The organism is Sporosarcina sp. FSL K6-3508, from assembly GCF_038615825.1.
Classification (GTDB): Bacteria; Bacillota; Bacilli; order Bacillales_A; family Planococcaceae; genus Sporosarcina; species Sporosarcina newyorkensis.
In genome coordinates this window covers 1,859,849-1,875,649 of record NZ_CP152016.1, presented here as the reverse complement: position 1 = coordinate 1,875,649, position 15,801 = coordinate 1,859,849, and the positions used below count along the sequence as shown (strand labels likewise).

The 15,801-nt window shown below is 36.6% G+C and carries 20 protein-coding genes; 15 read left to right on the top strand and 5 right to left on the bottom strand.

Annotation, left to right across the window (positions count from 1 at the left end):
* The first annotated feature begins 490 nt into the window (after window positions 1-490).
* The 3 genes from MKX97_RS09220 (at window position 491) to MKX97_RS09210 (ending at window position 1,933) form a co-directional block, all read left to right on the top strand.
* Window positions 491-1,102, top strand: coding sequence for a peptidase E (locus MKX97_RS09220; protein WP_342535825.1), 612 nt, complete (start codon window positions 491-493; stop codon window positions 1,100-1,102).
* Window positions 1,103-1,161: 59 nt separating this feature from the next.
* Window positions 1,162-1,611, top strand: a complete 450-nt coding sequence (locus MKX97_RS09215) for a hypothetical protein (protein WP_342535824.1) — start codon at window positions 1,162-1,164, stop codon at window positions 1,609-1,611.
* A 109-nt stretch (window positions 1,612-1,720) separates the two neighbouring features.
* On the top strand, window positions 1,721-1,933 hold the full coding sequence (locus MKX97_RS09210) for a hypothetical protein (RefSeq protein WP_342535823.1): 213 nt from the start codon (window positions 1,721-1,723) through the stop codon (window positions 1,931-1,933).
* Between the two features lie 278 nt (window positions 1,934-2,211).
* Here the strand turns inward: MKX97_RS09210 and MKX97_RS09205 are convergent, their stop codons facing one another.
* Genes MKX97_RS09205 through MKX97_RS09195 form a run of 3 tightly spaced genes read right to left on the bottom strand, consistent with a single transcriptional unit; the run spans window position 2,212 to window position 4,035 of the window.
* The gene (locus MKX97_RS09205) at window positions 2,212-2,577 is read right to left on the bottom strand and encodes a hypothetical protein (RefSeq protein WP_342535822.1); all 366 of its coding nucleotides are present in this window, start codon (window positions 2,575-2,577) and stop codon (window positions 2,212-2,214) included.
* 14 nt (window positions 2,578-2,591) lie between these two features.
* Entirely contained in the window at window positions 2,592-3,536 is a 945-nt protein-coding gene (locus MKX97_RS09200) for an anti sigma factor C-terminal domain-containing protein (protein WP_342535821.1), read from the bottom strand.
* Window positions 3,520-4,035, bottom strand: a complete 516-nt coding sequence (locus MKX97_RS09195) for an RNA polymerase sigma factor (protein ID WP_342535820.1) — start codon at window positions 4,033-4,035, stop codon at window positions 3,520-3,522. The genes MKX97_RS09200 and MKX97_RS09195 overlap by 17 nt, the downstream gene beginning before the upstream one ends.
* Window positions 4,036-4,935: 900 nt before the next feature.
* On the opposite strand from MKX97_RS09195, the gene MKX97_RS09190 reads away from it, so the two are divergent.
* The 4 genes from MKX97_RS09190 (at window position 4,936) to MKX97_RS09175 (ending at window position 8,533) form a co-directional block, all read left to right on the top strand.
* A complete protein-coding gene (locus MKX97_RS09190) occupies window positions 4,936-5,265 on the top strand; it encodes a hypothetical protein (RefSeq protein ID WP_342535819.1) in 330 nt (109 codons plus the stop codon).
* A 312-nt stretch (window positions 5,266-5,577) separates the two neighbouring features.
* The gene (locus MKX97_RS09185) at window positions 5,578-5,778 is read left to right on the top strand and encodes a hypothetical protein (protein ID WP_009499533.1); all 201 of its coding nucleotides are present in this window, start codon (window positions 5,578-5,580) and stop codon (window positions 5,776-5,778) included.
* A 1,363-nt stretch (window positions 5,779-7,141) separates the two neighbouring features.
* The gene (locus tag MKX97_RS09180; RefSeq protein ID WP_050804617.1) at window positions 7,142-7,366 is read left to right on the top strand and encodes a hypothetical protein; all 225 of its coding nucleotides are present in this window, start codon (window positions 7,142-7,144) and stop codon (window positions 7,364-7,366) included.
* A gap of 525 nt (window positions 7,367-7,891) precedes the next feature.
* Complete coding sequence (locus MKX97_RS09175) at window positions 7,892-8,533, top strand: HD domain-containing protein (protein ID WP_342535818.1); 642 nt, start codon at window positions 7,892-7,894, stop codon at window positions 8,531-8,533.
* A 413-nt stretch (window positions 8,534-8,946) separates the two neighbouring features.
* On the opposite strand, the gene MKX97_RS09170 is transcribed toward MKX97_RS09175, so the two are convergent.
* Window positions 8,947-9,489: a GDYXXLXY domain-containing protein gene (locus tag MKX97_RS09170; RefSeq protein WP_009496503.1), complete on the bottom strand. Its 543-nt coding sequence runs from the start codon at window positions 9,487-9,489 to the stop codon at window positions 8,947-8,949.
* Between the two features lie 187 nt (window positions 9,490-9,676).
* Complete coding sequence (gene ilvA, locus MKX97_RS09165) at window positions 9,677-10,945, bottom strand: threonine ammonia-lyase IlvA (RefSeq protein WP_342535817.1); 1,269 nt, start codon at window positions 10,943-10,945, stop codon at window positions 9,677-9,679.
* A 626-nt stretch (window positions 10,946-11,571) separates the two neighbouring features.
* On the opposite strand from ilvA, the gene yhfH reads away from it, so the two are divergent.
* From yhfH to MKX97_RS09125, 8 genes are all read left to right on the top strand, one after another.
* Window positions 11,572-11,700 carry a protein YhfH gene (yhfH, locus tag MKX97_RS09160; RefSeq protein WP_143759236.1) on the top strand — a complete coding sequence of 43 codons (129 nt, stop codon included), beginning with the start codon at window positions 11,572-11,574 and terminating at the stop codon, window positions 11,698-11,700.
* Window positions 11,701-11,816: 116 nt separating this feature from the next.
* Complete coding sequence (locus tag MKX97_RS09155) at window positions 11,817-12,242, top strand: DUF948 domain-containing protein (RefSeq protein ID WP_040758073.1); 426 nt, start codon at window positions 11,817-11,819, stop codon at window positions 12,240-12,242.
* A gap of 15 nt (window positions 12,243-12,257) precedes the next feature.
* A complete protein-coding gene (locus MKX97_RS09150; protein ID WP_078816720.1) occupies window positions 12,258-12,755 on the top strand; it encodes a DUF948 domain-containing protein in 498 nt (165 codons plus the stop codon).
* 273 nt (window positions 12,756-13,028) lie between these two features.
* Complete coding sequence (locus tag MKX97_RS09145) at window positions 13,029-13,232, top strand: helix-turn-helix transcriptional regulator (RefSeq protein WP_040758736.1); 204 nt, start codon at window positions 13,029-13,031, stop codon at window positions 13,230-13,232.
* 29 nt (window positions 13,233-13,261) lie between these two features.
* A complete protein-coding gene (locus tag MKX97_RS09140) occupies window positions 13,262-13,660 on the top strand; it encodes a hypothetical protein (protein WP_342535816.1) in 399 nt (132 codons plus the stop codon).
* A 327-nt stretch (window positions 13,661-13,987) separates the two neighbouring features.
* Window positions 13,988-14,419, top strand: a complete 432-nt coding sequence (locus MKX97_RS09135; RefSeq protein WP_340758888.1) for a hypothetical protein — start codon at window positions 13,988-13,990, stop codon at window positions 14,417-14,419.
* Window positions 14,420-14,536: 117 nt separating this feature from the next.
* The gene (locus MKX97_RS09130; RefSeq protein WP_078816717.1) at window positions 14,537-15,034 is read left to right on the top strand and encodes an ATP-binding protein; all 498 of its coding nucleotides are present in this window, start codon (window positions 14,537-14,539) and stop codon (window positions 15,032-15,034) included.
* 155 nt (window positions 15,035-15,189) lie between these two features.
* Window positions 15,190-15,696, top strand: a complete 507-nt coding sequence (locus MKX97_RS09125; RefSeq protein WP_342535815.1) for a GNAT family N-acetyltransferase — start codon at window positions 15,190-15,192, stop codon at window positions 15,694-15,696.
* The last annotated feature ends 105 nt before the right edge of the window (window positions 15,697-15,801 follow it).

The window sequence follows — 15,801 nt, the reverse complement described above, 5'->3', positions numbered from 1 at the left end:
TCTATATTAACGCTATGGTGTTAATTGGCATGATGGAAATGATTACAAATTGTATATATCTTAGGTAGCGGTTTGCTTACTATGAGAATAAATAGGTTTCTTGTAGGATTTAGGAAAAGTTGTGGTAAAATAAGTTAAAATATTAGAAAGGGTCTGTGCGGGGAATTAAGAGAGGGTTTTTTCTTCAACAAACTGGCCGTTTGACAGAATAAGGATATTAATATACGGGGCGATAATGGGAGATATAGTTTGTAAGGTGATATGGGAAACAATGTGAAGGAACCAGTTATTATTGGAGATTACAATTCAGATTGGTTGAGAGAAAAAAGCTATTAAGTTAAAACAAAAGCAAAGACGTGTGATTATAATAGTTCTATGTATAGTAGCGTTTTTAGCTTTATTTTATTTGAATTAGCACGTAAGAATTAACTCCCATGATTTTCGGTAATAGAACTATTAGAAAAATAAAAGTGTAAGGGTGATAGCATACGTGGAAAGAAATATTCTTGCGATTTCCGGTGGTGGTTTTTCTAAAGAAGAGAAAGCTTATATAGACGAGTACTTACTAAAAATTTCACGCAAAGAAAAAAAGTTAAAAATCGCATTTATTGCTACGGCAAGTGATGATGCTCAGGAGTATATTAATAAATTTTATGAAACTTTTAAAACAGAACAGGCAAGCCACATTATATTTCAAGACTTTGAATCAACAAACATCCAAGAAATTATAAACTCCTTAGACATTGTGTATGTAGGTGGGGGCAACACGCAATACATGCTAAGAACTTGGCAAAGAGCTCATTTCGACGCTGTATTAAGAAATGCATATCGAAATGGTGTCATCTTAGCTGGAATAAGTGCAGGAGCAATGTGTTGGTTCGACACTTGTTTTAGTGAGAAAAACGGGGAAGAGTACTACGAAGAATTTAAAGGCTTAGGAATATTAAAAGGTACTCTGTGTCCACATTACAATGACGTAAAACGTCGGAAAGCTTTCGATCACTGGGCAAAAGCTCAAAAAGACAGTAATTTATATACATTAGATGACAATGTAAATTTACACTTTCGAAATGAAAAATTAATCGCGAGAATTATAGTATGAAGTAACCTGATCTTGAACACAAATGCCATTTAATACAGCTATTAATGGAGGTGGGTTTTATGGTGTCTAATTATAATTGTTCTATTGATATTCGTTTCAGTAATGGAGATATCCAATTTGATGTTACAAATGGCACACAATTATTTAGTTTTAAATCAGGTATAGGTTTTATAGCAATCCCGGTTTTTTTCTCAACTCTTTCCTCGCTATATAAAGGAGAAATTAGTGAGGCGGAATTAGTTTGTCATGGAAACTATGATTACTATTTGTTTTCCATTGATGGTACAAACCTTTTTATTGAACATGTAAGCCATTTTCCAGATGGTGTTTTTAAATATGAATTTAACCTAAAAAAGTATATTTCAGCTATCTCTACAGGGTTTAAAAAATATCTGAAACAACTTGAAGAAGAAGGAATATTGCCTTTGAAATCTCAAGAAACTGCTCATCCATTAGGTGATGATATGGTAAATGCCTTCCATGATTTTTCATCACTTTTAAGTCATTAATTTCCATATTTTTTTGTAAAGTTCAACTATTAGCCCAGATTGTTTGGTCAATCATATTGAACGAGTATTCAACAAAGATCATGGCGATGTAAGCGAGGAGGTTAGAACTGTGGTTAAAACAGTAACTTTTTCTTTCAATAGTTCTGAGTATGACGGTACTGAGGTGACAGAAACATTTACCTTTGAAGAGCTGGAAATTGATGAGAAAATAGATAGAAGATTATTGGAGAAAGAATTAGAACAAATTTTTCAAGCCTGGGTTTGGCACAAACTGAATATTTCTTGCAGCATAATTATGGATAAATCAGATGCTGCCCAGTAAGACGATAAAAATTACAAGACACTTTTACAAGTGTTAAGTTAAACTAATGGAGACGTCGATTCCCAACATCGATGTATTAGCAGGAATGTGCTTAACGATGTAGATGTGTAAAGCGCATACAAGGTCATTCAGCAAAACTAGATTTGCAATTAACTAAGATGTGAATGTCGATACTTACCATTGAACATAGGATTCCAACGAAGGATCGGATGGAAGAATTAAATGAACTTCATTCATAAAAAAGGATGGTGCAGAAATTAAATCTGCTCCCATCCTTTTTATTGTGATCGATATTTTATTTCCTTAATTAACAAACTGATTGCCAAAAGGATACTTGCCCCCAAAATGATTGGTCCGACTTTAAAATAAAACATGCCGATCAAGTAAAAACCAATAGCCTGCGCGACTGCCACGCTTAAACCATAGACAAATGCTTGGTAACGGTTTTTACGAATAGCAAGAAATAGTTGGAGTATAATGATATTACCTAAAAGTAAGATACCTGCCGCAATGAAGTAATCGACTGAAAAAATGCTTGTTCCTTCTGCTGTGCCAAAGAGTGAAAATGAGGCTATCAAAATTGTGGGAATGTTAATGGCAACCAATGCCACTACCCAAATGATCCATTGTACTGGTTTATTCATTGTATTATCTCCTTTTATTTGAATGAATCGACGACTGCACCTATGCTCGATGCACGGACGCCGGATTCGTTCTGTAATTGTTTAAGTGCTACTTTTTTTCCGACCACAACCGACCCGATGACTTTAATATTTGTTTCATCAACCTCACCTTGCTCGGTCAGTGTTTCGTAGAACGTTGCCATATCTCTTTTATAGCGCCCCATGTGATTTTTCCCATACACCACAGATTCCATGAATTCCTTAACAGGATCCTTTAATCTGATGCCTGTTTTGTCTACCAATGAAAACCCGAAGACTTCGTTTTCCGTAAATATATTTGCGGGAGGCTCTGAAGTTTGTAACGAGTTGACTTCTTCGACGGAATAAACATCAACCCACGCCCATTGTAAGGATATATCTTTTGGTAACATTGCTTTCACTTCATCCAATGAATAAGCTTTATCAAATGAAAGTCCCATTTCAATTAATTGATGATCCTGAAACATATCGATATTCTTTAATTCGTTCGGGACGTGGTTTAATTTCACTTCTGGGTGAATAAAATTCATCACTTTTCCGCCAAGGTAACTATACGTTTCGTATTCGTTCGGCGTGAGATGCACTTCGATTTTATCGGAGTTATTCGAGATTTCTCCAAGGTATACAGGTCGCCCGTCCAATAATTTATACTGAGGAGCTGTCGCTTTGCTTCCAATAATCTGAATTGACTCTTCCCAAGGACCAATAAACGAATTGGCACCGTGCACTTCATAGTACGTTTCTTGGGCTATCAATTCCTTGTTCAACAACCAAGGTGTCACTTGCAGTTTCACTAATATGATGAGTGTTAGTACCAACAGAGAGACTAATCCACTAATAAAGACCATACGGATTGTACTTTTTTGTTTTGCTTTCGTAATGAGGTTTTTTTCGTTTTTCTCAAAACTGAAAAGATCGTCCAATTCATGATTGTCTTTCAACAAACTCACTCCATTTCTGTTTAAAAGTATTCCGTGAGCGATATAGCGTCGTTCGGATTGTGTCAACTTTCATATTTAGTAGGACACTTATTTCTTCGTACGATAAATCGAGCTCATATTTCAAGAGTAGCAAGTTCGATTGTGTAGGCGATAATTGATTCAAAACTGTTTCAATTTCATTTTTATGTTCTTTCTTCAGCACAATTTGTTCCCCGTCCTCATCCATCTGGTACATATTCTCAAAGAAACTTTCATCTATTTGCGCATGCGGGTATCGTTTTTGTTTCCTGCATAAATCGTAATAATTGTTTATAGATACCCTAAAGAGCCACGCAGAAGGATTGTCCACATTCAGATGAATCATATGCTCAAATGCTTTAGAAAACGTGGTTTGTACGATATCTTCAGCATCCTCTTTCGGACATCCAATTTTTATTAGGTAACGGAATATGACACGAGACTTCTCCCGGTACAGGTCCTCAATCGTTTGGATTTGCAAGTGGCCACCTACTTTATGTTGTTAACATACATCAGACGCAGAGGTTTGAAAAAAGTATACATGTTTTTATTTATTTTCGTTAAAGAAATATTTCACTGCCAGTATTTCTGCCAAATTTAATTAATCTACACTAAGTCATTGTAGTAACACTGATCTACGGAATTTAGAGAGAAACGAGTTCTTTCAACCGTATCACAAAAGTATCAAGGCATTCAGGGCTTTGGTGCTTTTTTGTTTGTAATTTGTTAAGAAATCTACTTAAGATAACGACGGAGGTTGGTGAAATAAGTATAGTAAACATACGTCAAAAAAACGCTCATATTTCTGAGCGTTTTTTGCTATTTACATTAATATTTTATGGATAATTTGAAAGGAAATACTTATTTTGTGTTAAAATGGATTATAAGAAAATGTTTTATTCAACAAACAGAGCCGTTTCGTTGTAATGCTCTTTAAATTAAACCTTAATAAATCCGTGAATTGTAAAGCGTTATAGGTTGTATGATGTGCAGGTTTGTCTTTTGAAGAAGGACTATAATACAGACGAACATTTAACGGGCGCAAGAATAGCATTTAATTTAGCGCTGTTTTTGCTGATATCTTTAACCAGTTTAGTCGGTAACTTCAGCAAAACTTTTTTCTTGAATATAAATGGTTTATTCCAACGTTATTGTGAATAGATATTATATTTTTGTTTCTTTACTACTTGAACGTCAAAAATAAAGGCTATCGTAGCGAAGGTATTTATTATTTCATTCTACTATTGCTTTTAGAAATTGCATCGGTAGGAATAATCATTTCTTACATTTTAAGCGGTTTTCTGAAGTATGCTTATCTCAACGAGAGGAATTAAATGGCTATAAAAAGTATACGGATTTTTGGGGGCTGGATACAGTCGCAGTGCTATTCATACTTTTCATGTCTTGGTTTTATCCATTTTCTCACTTCAGTATATATAAAATTTTTACATACAAACCGACTGAGGTTTTATACCATAACGATAAAACATATGAAGATATTCTCAATAAATTCACTGAATCATACGAGAAGAACTTGGCTAAAGGAATTGAAAAATATAGTAACCGTGATCAGGACGTAACCGTAATGCAGACCCAATATATTCTGCCGATTTTTGAACAGGACTGGCTAATCGGTACAGATCCAGTATCGATGGATCAACATAAATTAGATGAGATGCTTGTCGATGTAAAACAGAGCAGAGACACATAATTGAGCTTGATTGCTAAGAAAGATTATTCAAGTGAAGTTAAAGTGTACTTGGTTGATACAATAAATAATTTTTTAAGGCTGGAAGAAGAAATCAGGTATATAAAAGATGGGAATAAATTTTCGAGAAGTGAACTGAATATTTTATTTGGTAATTTACGTAATACTTTCAGAAGCAACTTTAATATTTTTGCAACGACCTTTTATGAAAGTTCCCACTTGCAGCGGCAGTGAATTACCTTATTGTTCAATCGGACCAATATTGTTTAATAGCTTATGTGGAAATTTCATGCGTCAATTTGAGGAGGAGAAATTATGAAATATAGAGTAGGAAACGTTCAACTTGTTTGCCCTTGCTGTCAAAATGATACTTTCGATAAAGACTATAGACAACTCAACACAAGGGGAGCAACGCTGTTTGGCCTTGACTGGGCAAACCGCGATGCGACTATATTGATTTGCAGACAATGTTCCTATATTTCTTGGTTTATGAAGGAACCAGAAGCGGTTAGGTAAAAATTTAAACGATGAGAATTGGAGACGACAGTGGTGTTTCCGTGATTATACTGTTTTCATAAACAGACCAATCTGTTTAATAACAATTTTAAAGTGAAGTGGATATTATGAAGGTTTGCCGGTTTAACCTTATATATCCACAATCTTAATTACATTTGTTTGTATATTGGTTAAAGGTAGGTTTGGAATGGGGGATTAAATGGTTGATTTCTTCTTAATACTTAGGGGTTTCTTTATCGTTATTGCAAATATTATTGGATTTATATACTACAAAAAAAGAAAAACCTATATTTTGCTGCATTTACAATATTACTACTAGCAGTTTTATTTAGTGCAATTGGTGGTGCATTAGCAATAGTTATTATTCGTGATCCTTTTGCAATATTTTATGGCATGCAAGTGGGACAGTATTTATTGGCAAATAGTGTCATCGTTTTTATTATTGCAATTTTGGTAACTGTGATAAGAAAATATAACAACAGTAAAATTTAAATCATGATTATATTTAACTAACTCGGCGCGATTGCTTAACAGGAGAGTGAGCCAAACGTGCAAGGAGAGTTACTTATTAAAAATAATAGAATAGTATTTTCTTTTAATGCAAAGAATGGGGGATTTTTGGTTTTTACGCTGACCTACTTGTTTCAGCTATATACTATTTTTATTATTTATTTACAGTAAGTACTTTATTTTCTCCTAGTTTGATTTTTTGGAACGGTCTATTTGTTTTCTTTGCAGTTGAATTCATTTCGAGCATTATACACAAGGAATCGGAAAGGAATTTATAATTGAATTGTACTGTTTTGCACTCAGGCGCTTTTCTTCAATAAAGATCAGTGCCAATCGTCGTTTCGATTATACTATTATTCCCTTCTATTAATAGACAAAAAATCAACTTGAAAGAATTGAAAAAAGTTGATGATCTGAATCAACAATTAAAAATGGATAATCAAGAAGTGGGAAGTTATTAAATTAACGGGCGCAGTTGCTTTACAAGGATTGTGCCGCAAACTGGCCATTTTGTTAAGTACTAACTCGTTGGAAGGGAGCAGATTACATGGGCTTATGGTATATAATTAAAGATCGTTACATGCTTTTTTCAATTCTTCTAATAATTCTTCTTGTATGTTTATTTTTACTTTTAGCTACTTGGAAAAGACGCTCTGACATACCTAAAATCTTAACCTTAATAATAACTACAATTTGTACAGTTATAATCTTTTTATCAATATTTGCATTGGTATTTGCAGTTTCCTTTGGATATAACTCTTAAAAAGATTTTCAGAAGCGGATGCGCTTCCGCACTAAGGATTTGCGCCCATTCATCACTCAGGCCAGATTGCTGAAAGAGGTGATAGACAGGATGAACGATATGATTTTTATGGGAGCAGGAAATTGGATTGGTATGCTCTCAACAATTTTAATCATTATTTGTTTTTATTTTACTCTTACATTTTTCCAAAGTTTAAGATCGAATAATGAACGTCTTGCTAAACAGTCAAAGTTAGCAGCAGTTACTTGTTTGGCACTCGGATTGTTGTTGCCCGTTTTATATGGTTTTTATATTTATAATCAGATGATGCGATGAAGAATTAATATTTTGGGTTTTGGCAATCAGGGATGGCAACAGTTATGTAGGAGAAGGTGATTGACATTAAAAACTGGTTTTGGATACTTTTTAATTTAAGCTTTGCGTTCATCCTTCTTGGTTGTGCAAAGGGGGGACATATATTTGATCATAGAGTTTAGTGATCGGTTTAATATGTATATTATTTAAGATGACTTTCTATTACCGGTTTGTTTGTCGTGCTAAAAGTGAATGTATAATCTAGGCTAGTTCAGTAGCTTCTCCTATTTACAAAACAATAGTACCGATAAGAATCGACAATGTTTGGTATTTTAAAAATCATTGTGTTGAAATGGAATTACAAATTGTGGCCATATCATTATACAACTGCCCGTGTGAAACACATTCATGATTATTTAATTTAATAGGACGGTTTAAACAAAAGAAATAGTTTCGTACACAGGTATCCTTCATCGGCTTATTTTAGTCAAAACAGGGAAATATACATATGACAGTTTCAGGAACTACAGAAAGGAGATGAATAAGATGGGCGTGCATCACTATTTTAAAAGCTTGTCAGATTTGGAACAAATTATCCGTTGTCCAGGAAAGTTTAAATATCAAGAGCATTCAGTGGCCAGTCATTCATTTAAGGTAGCAAAAATTGCTCAATTTCTTGGGACGGTCGAAGAAAGATCTGGACAGGAAGTAGACTGGAAAACCTTGTATGAAAAGGCATTGAACCATGACTATGCGGAACTTTTCACAGGAGATATCAAGACACCCGTAAAATATGCTTCAAAAGAGTTGAAGCAGCTGTTCAGTGAAGTAGAAGAAGAAATGACAAGAAATTTTGTGGAAAAAGAAATTCCGGTTGAGTATCAGGCCATTTATTTGGAACGGTTCAAAGAAGGGAAAGATGAAACACTGGAAGGACGTATTTTGGCAATTGCTGATAAAATTGATTTGCTTTATGAATCATTTGGTGAGATTCAAAAGGGAAATCCGGAGCCGTTGTTTTTGGAAATCTACGAAGAAGCATTGCGGACCATCCTGCTGTTTCAAGATATGAGCTGTGTGGAATACTTCATGGAAAATATACTTACAGATATGCTTAGTGAACAATTTACTGAGCATGACGAGCTGACGGACATTACGATGTGGATAATTGGCGAATGCAAGATGTAAAAGACATCCAGCACTGTCTTGTTTGAATTTAGATGACTAACTTGATTCTATAATCGGTCCAAGATATATTATTTAACGACAGATCGAAAGTACAATACCATCCGTATTTTAGTGAATGACGAAGAAATCTCTATTGATAACAAAATGAGTCTATAATCTATATCAATGATCTTCGTTATTCAATTATAGAACGCGATTGCTGGATAAAAACTCCAAGCGGTCTCCTAGGTGATTAAAAAGGAAGGCGGCGACTCCTGCAGACAAGTGAACAGCTAGTCTAAATTCGATTAACAGACATGATTGTTGAGCAGAGAACGCCACTCTTATGAATAAGATAGTGCATCAAAAACGCTCAGATTTCTGGTCAGTTTTTGATGCTATTTATATTTTTATTCTCCCGATTCTGCTTCTTTTTACTTCGTTTCAATCTCCCGTAAAATGCCATGGCCATCTCGCACTTTAAAATGTGCAGTGGTGGTTCCGTCCTGAAGCCCTTGCGCTGCTACACGATGTCCTTTTTTCGGGACATAAAAAGGATCCAGGCCGAAGTTCACGATATAATGTTCGCTTTCCCGGTATTCCCGTTCAGTTGTTTGAGGTAACCAGCCCTCTAAATAGACACCGTCTGTGGGTTCCTTCTCGCTTAAAGTGACCAGCTGATCTATTCCATCTTGCTTTTCCAATACGCCGAAGACTTTTGTCATCCCCAATTCGGACGGTTGTTTCAATGTTTCCACTAAACTGTCCGTCATCTGTTCTTTGAGGACCTTTTCAATTTCATAACGTAAGACGATGTAGTTTTCATTTGCGTCCTCTTTCGTGATCGGTTCGGTTTGCAAATAGACATCAGCCCCCGTTTGAAGTGTTTTGAAATGAGGAACTGCGAGACTTGCCAGTAGAAGCAGGGGAATTACAAAGAGAAGTGCAACACTTATTTTTCTATGCCGATTGCTCAAAGCCGGGTCGCCGCCTTTCGGTAGATTTCATAAAAATACTTCTTATGTATGTAGAGCATGTGCATAAATGTATGGTTTTAGTAGTAATTTACCCATTAATTTTATCCAGGAAACATTTTGAAATTGGTATTTCAAGCACGAAAAAAGCCTGATGTGGTAAGCATCAGGCTTTTTCGGTATATATGACTTAGATCAGCAGTCCGAATAAAGAGCTGTCTTTGTTCACTTCTTTATAAGGAAATCCATTCTGTTCCATTCGTTCGATTAGACCTTTATATTCTTCCTTACGTTTAATCTCTATACCAACCAGTCCAGGACCGCTTTCTTTGTTGTTTTTCTTCGTGTATTCAAACATCGTGATATCATCATCAGGACCGAGCACGGTGTCGAGGAATTGACGTAGAGCTCCTGCACGCTGTGGAAAGTCGACGAGGAAATAATAGAGCAAGCCTTCATAAATCATCGACTTTTCTTTGATTTCCTGCATCCGTCCGATGTCATTATTCCCGCCGCTGATGACACAGACGACGCATTTTCCTTTGATTTCATTTTTATAGAAATCTAGGGCCGCAATTGGAAGAGCTCCTGCTGGTTCCGCGATGATGGCGTGTTCATTGTATAAATCCAAAATGGCCGTGCACACTTTACCTTCAGGCACGCTGACAATATTGTCTACGTAACTCATGCAAATATCAAAGTTGAGGTCACCGACACATTTAACAGCAGCTCCATCGACAAACTTATCGATCGTTTGCAACGGTACCACTTTCTGTGCGTCAATGGAAGTTTTCATACTTAAAGCACCTGCTGGTTCTGCTCCGATCATTCGTGTATGTGGAGATAAGTTTTTGATGTATGTGCTGATGCCCGACATGAGACCGCCGCCTCCGATGCTTGCAAAGACATAATCAATGGGTTCTTCAATATCGTTCATAATTTCTACCGCGACGGTTCCTTGTCCGGCCACGATGTCCCGATCATTGAATGGATGAATGAAGATTCGTTTCTCTTTCTCTACCAATTCAATTGCCTGTTCGAAGCAATCATCAAATGTGTCTCCGACCAATATGATTTCGATACGGTCGCGTCCAAACATTTTCACCATATTCACTTTTTGTTTAGGTGTTGTCTGAGGCATGAAGATTTTGCCGTCAATATCGAGGTGAGCACACGCATACGCAACGCCTTGCGCATGATTTCCAGCGCTGGCACAAACGATACCTGACTTCCGTGCTTCCGTTTCTATACGTTTCATCTTGTAGTACGCACCGCGCAGTTTAAAGGAACGGACATGTTGCAAGTCTTCACGTTTAATATACACATGACAGTCATATTTTTCCGATAGACGCTCATTCTTTTGCAGCGGCGTATGGGCTACTACATCTTTCAGCAGCTGGTTGGCAATTAAGATATCTTCCACTTGAATACTTTTCGACTCCATAGTTTTCACCTTCATAATTAATCATCTAACCTCCGTAACAATTCAACGTTTACTCATAATAACATGAAAAAATCCGAATGAACATAAGAAAGTTCCAAATTGTTCGTTTATTTTAACGACACCTCAATATGTAAGCGTTTACTTGGTTTGAAGGGGTTTCAATGGAGATTAATGGGACAAGAATTTAATATTTTTAGTACTATTCTTCGTTGGCGATTGCTAGATCTAATACAGTTAGTGTTTAATTTAAAAAGCGAGGGGAAAACTACTCAGAGAAGAGGCAGCCAGCTTAAATAAGAAAGGGAGCGTTACTGTATGCAAAAATGGGACAGCAGGCCCGAGAAGCCGGATAACGCGCAGTGGACAGTTTTTGTGGTCACTCTCGTTATTATCGCAGCCGTAATTGTGTACGGCTTAATGATGTAGGAGTCAAAAATTCGGAGCGCCGAGTAATCAGCGCTCTAAATTTTTATTCAATTCTAAATATTTATTCATTCATCCAGCTCTTTTGCATTCTATCGCGGAATACTAGCTTTTATCCAAAAGCAGTGACAAATCTATTCAACCTGTTATATATTAGTATCAATAAAAGTTGCTGTATCAGTACAGTGTATCACAGAAAATGAATGGAGGAATTAAGGATGAAAATGAATAATGAGCAAAGACAAAAGGTTGAAAAGGTTTGCCCGGAGTGTGGAGATAAGTTCACGGAAAAACACGAATCGGTATTGGTGGAGTGCGAACGCTGCATCGGCCGTCATGAAGAGTAAAAGCAACTGTATCCTATGCTTCCATTGTGGAGCATAGGATTTTTAATGTTTTAGAAAAACCCTGAGTGGTATAGAATGATAAGATGTATACAGTCTGTGGAAAGGAGGAAGGATGTATGGCGTATCTTGGCGTGCTATTTATAGCCATTGCGTTTTTGATCGTAGCCATCTACCTCTCCATGTTGCTTGTGAAGTCGTCCCATTTGTTACTGACGGTCACCAAAACAGCGAAGCGAGTGGAAGAGAACTTGGATCAGAGCTTGGAATATGTGAATGGTTTACTAAACGAAACGGAAGAGTTGGCAACAGATGTTCAAGTGAAATTGGATGCGACGACGCCGCTTTTCTCGTCAATTGAAAACGTCGGACGTTCTAGTCAGTACTTGAGTGAAGAATTGACGAAACGAACGAAGCAATTTGAAGAAGATGGATCACTTCCAGGAACGAAACCATTCGTTCAAGCGATTCAATATGGGGAATTTGGCTCCGAACTCTTACGTTCATGGAAACGAGGAAAACAAAGTACGGAAAATAGTCGATAGAAATGAGGTAAGAAGATGGATCTCGTAGGAATTGGCGTCGTATTGATTGGTATCGCCTTTATAATTTTAGCCATTTATTTCTCTAAAGTCTTGCAGCAGGTAGGGAATATCTTGCAGGACGTAGATAAGACGGTAGGGGAGTTACCTCGCCAACTGAATGGCATTTTAGATGAAACGGGAAATTTGATTCAAAACAGTAATAACACGTTAGCGGATATGAATACGAAATTGGAAAATTTGACTCCGCTGTTTCAAGTAGTTGGAGATCTCGGTGAAACCACACAAGGTTTGACTTCTTCTCTAGTGGATGTAACTTCATCGGTACAGCAAAAAGGTGAGCATGCTAATAAATCCGAGCAAAATAAACGACTTGGTAATATTTACGGCTCGGCGATGTTAGGTTACTATTTCTTGAAAAAGCGTAAAGAATCTTCTACAGGATCAACCCATTCAAGAGTAGCGCAAGATCAACCCTTGAAAAAGTTACCATCACCTGAAAACACCGGTTACTGAAAGCTGGTGAATTCGATCCTTGGATAGAAAATAATATATAACAGCTTAACGGGGACACCATTCGTATATGAATTGGTATCCCCGTTTTTATTGATGTACACAGTTTCAAGGAATTTACTGCACGAATGTAGAACTCATAACCAACTTAACTGTATTGCCTGCATCTAAATAAAGGTGCAGAATTGTTTTATGTATCTTGTAATTTATAATTGACATTTGGATACTATATATTACAATCAAAGTAGGGAATTGAGGTGAAGGTTTTTGAAAGAAATCTCAGTTAAAAATAAAGTAAAAATTACTCGGATTGAAAAGGGAAAGATGACCCAAATAGAATTAGCCAACTTGGTCGGAGTTACCCGACAGACGATGAATTTAATTGAAGCACAAAAATATAATCCTTCCATTCGAATATGTCTTCTAATCGCACGGTTTTTAGAAAAACCATTAGACGAGCTTTTTTGGATTGACGATTAAAACTTATTAACAAGAAAGGAGAATTCAGTATGCGTTTACCAAAGTGGGGATTGTTGATATTCAATATGTTATTGTGTGCGGCATTTGCATATGTAAGTATTTCATCATATTCCAATGGGGCGATGATTTGGTGGTTATGGGGGCTAATCTCTATCCTATATGGATTTACCACTATTACTCTTTTTGTAAAGGGGGTTAAGGAAGGTTGGTCTTCAACTGAAATTGTGGAGGATGAACGGACTTGGAATGTTCGACTCGTATCATGTTTCATCTCTTTTATTTTTATCCAGCTTTTCTTAACCGTTGGTATTATTGCCTATTACACAGAGAATTTATCCTTAGATCCTGTTGCTTACATGATTCTTGCAGTCACTGCAAGTGTAGTAGTATTTGCCATAGCTCAAGTTGTACAGTCGATTCAAAAGTAATTTAAGGGCTGTGATTTTGTGCGCTTTAACGGCATAAAGAAACGTGGATTTTTTATTATCGGGCCAAATTTTGGAGGGATTAATATGAAGGACAGGGTATTGTCCATGGTAATATAATCTTTTATTGTAGGAGGTGTAGCTATAAGTAGCATGGATTCCCTAAGTCATGCTTTCAAATCAAATTTTTACATCTTAGCTATGGTTATTTTAGGGGCGATTGTGCTACTTTATCTTTTTGAAAAGGTTAAAAGCATTGGAGAGTAGCCTATATATAGTGTCGGCAATCGGGTGGGCTTAATGGAATAAGCGATAGAGTGAGGTGTTAAAATGAAGTTCCATCTGTTAGGAGAGAAAACTGTATTAGAAATAGATGTCTTAGCTCGTATGTATCCGAACAGTTCTGATTATTGGGACGGAAACTGGCTTAGTTCAAATGTGAAAATTGAAATTCCAGGGTATACAGTTGACTTTAGTGCAAGTTTAAGAGCAGATGAAATTAGAGATTTTTTGAATGACGTAAAGTTAATGCATAGGAATTTATCTGGGAAAGCGAAATTGACAAGTTTAGAAAACTATATACATCTTGAAGGTGAAATGGATAAGCGGGGTCATATAGATTGGTCTGGAGAGACATGTTATCCAGCAGGAAGCGGTGCGGTACTAACCTTTGAATTTGTATCAAATCAATCCTATTTAGAAGAGGTTATTAAAGAGTTAGAGGATATAACCTATGTATATCCAGTAATAGGTAAGCCGTAGTCTTCAATTATGGGCGTGACGGTTTAAAAACATATACTATAATCGGTCCCAATTGTTGAATGACATGTTTTACAAGGTGGGGCAACACCACTAAAATAAACTTGGAGGTTTAAAAATATGAAACCATCAGGGACGCTATACTTTTTCTGTGGAAAAATGGGCGCAGGAAAATCAACTAAATCAAAACAAATGGCAATAGATAAACATGCGGTACTGTTATCTGAGGATGAATGGCTTTCATCTCTTTATCCCAATCAAATCGGATCATTTGAGGATTATCTAAAATTTTCGGCGCAGATCAAGCCGTTGGTGAAAAAGCATGTCCAAAATATATTAAGCGTCGGTACAGATGTAGTGATGGATTTTCCAGCTAACACTCAAAAGCAACGAAAATGGTTTTTGGATATGGTATTAGATGTCAATGCAAGCCATCAATTAATTTTCCTTAATCTTAATAACGAGCAATGCTTACGTCAAATTGCACAAAGGCGTAACGAACAACCTGAAAGAGCGGATTTTGACACGGAAGCGGTGTTTACTCATGTTACTAACTTTTTTGAAGCACCAGAGGCATTCGAGGGTTTAAATATTTTAGAGTTTAGTGGAAAAGAATAATAAGGAGTTCAACACAACATTGGGGTAGCTTTCAACAAAAGGGAGCTCTTCTTAAATGGTAAATGATTTCTGATTGAGCCTGCCATAGGGCATTTTTTTCATTAACGCATCATGGCTTGCGAAATAATAGTATTTGTTATAAAGGGGGAATTGGAGTGGCAGTAATTATTAGGAAATATGAAGACGCGGACTTATCACACATGATCACAATATGGAATGATATTGTGGAAGAAGGTATGGCTTTCCCAGAAGAGGAGCCATTGACAATTGAGGAAGCACGTTCTTTTTTTGCAGAACAATCCTATACAGGTGTGGCCGTCGACAACGGTGAGATAGTGGGTCTTTATATTGTACACCCGAATAATGTAGGGCGTTGCGGACATATTGCCAACGCTTCCTATGGTGTCAAAGCTGGACAAAGAGGTAAACGTATTGGCGAAAGGCTAGTGGTTGATTCACTGGAAAGAGCAAAATCACTGGGTTTTCGAATCATGCAATTTAATGCGGTGCTGGCTACGAACGAAGGGGCGATTCACCTATACAAAAAACTAGGATTTACCCCGCTAGGTTTAATTCCAGGAGGATTTAGACAGAAAAACGGTCATTATGTCGATATTATTCCTTTTTATATTGAAATGAATACAAATAAAGGTCTTTCTTGAGTTCCGCAAGATGAAGTTGTTCCACAAATGGGGCATCCACCCTGTTAAATGTAGTTTGCATGCAAAATGCCCTCCTGCAACATACTACAGGAGGGCAATCATGTC

Excerpts from the sequence above, each read along its gene's own strand:
- MKX97_RS09215 (WP_342535824.1), top strand. The coding sequence starts at position 1,162 with ATGGTGTCTAATTATAATTGTTCTATTGATATTCGTTTCAGTAATGGA.
- MKX97_RS09205 (WP_342535822.1), bottom strand. The coding sequence starts at position 2,577 with ATGAATAAACCAGTACAATGGATCATTTGGGTAGTGGCATTGGTTGCC.
- MKX97_RS09185 (WP_009499533.1), top strand. The coding sequence starts at position 5,578 with ATGAAATATAGAGTAGGAAACGTTCAACTTGTTTGCCCTTGCTGTCAA.
- MKX97_RS09180 (WP_050804617.1), top strand. The coding sequence starts at position 7,142 with ATGAACGATATGATTTTTATGGGAGCAGGAAATTGGATTGGTATGCTC.
- MKX97_RS09175 (WP_342535818.1), top strand. The coding sequence starts at position 7,892 with ATGGGCGTGCATCACTATTTTAAAAGCTTGTCAGATTTGGAACAAATT.
- ilvA (WP_342535817.1), bottom strand. The coding sequence starts at position 10,945 with ATGAAGGTGAAAACTATGGAGTCGAAAAGTATTCAAGTGGAAGATATC.
- yhfH (WP_143759236.1), top strand. The coding sequence starts at position 11,572 with ATGAAAATGAATAATGAGCAAAGACAAAAGGTTGAAAAGGTTTGCCCG.
- MKX97_RS09155 (WP_040758073.1), top strand. The coding sequence starts at position 11,817 with ATGGCGTATCTTGGCGTGCTATTTATAGCCATTGCGTTTTTGATCGTA.
- MKX97_RS09150 (WP_078816720.1), top strand. The coding sequence starts at position 12,258 with ATGGATCTCGTAGGAATTGGCGTCGTATTGATTGGTATCGCCTTTATA.
- MKX97_RS09140 (WP_342535816.1), top strand. The coding sequence starts at position 13,262 with ATGCGTTTACCAAAGTGGGGATTGTTGATATTCAATATGTTATTGTGT.
- MKX97_RS09135 (WP_340758888.1), top strand. The coding sequence starts at position 13,988 with ATGAAGTTCCATCTGTTAGGAGAGAAAACTGTATTAGAAATAGATGTC.
- MKX97_RS09130 (WP_078816717.1), top strand. The coding sequence starts at position 14,537 with ATGAAACCATCAGGGACGCTATACTTTTTCTGTGGAAAAATGGGCGCA.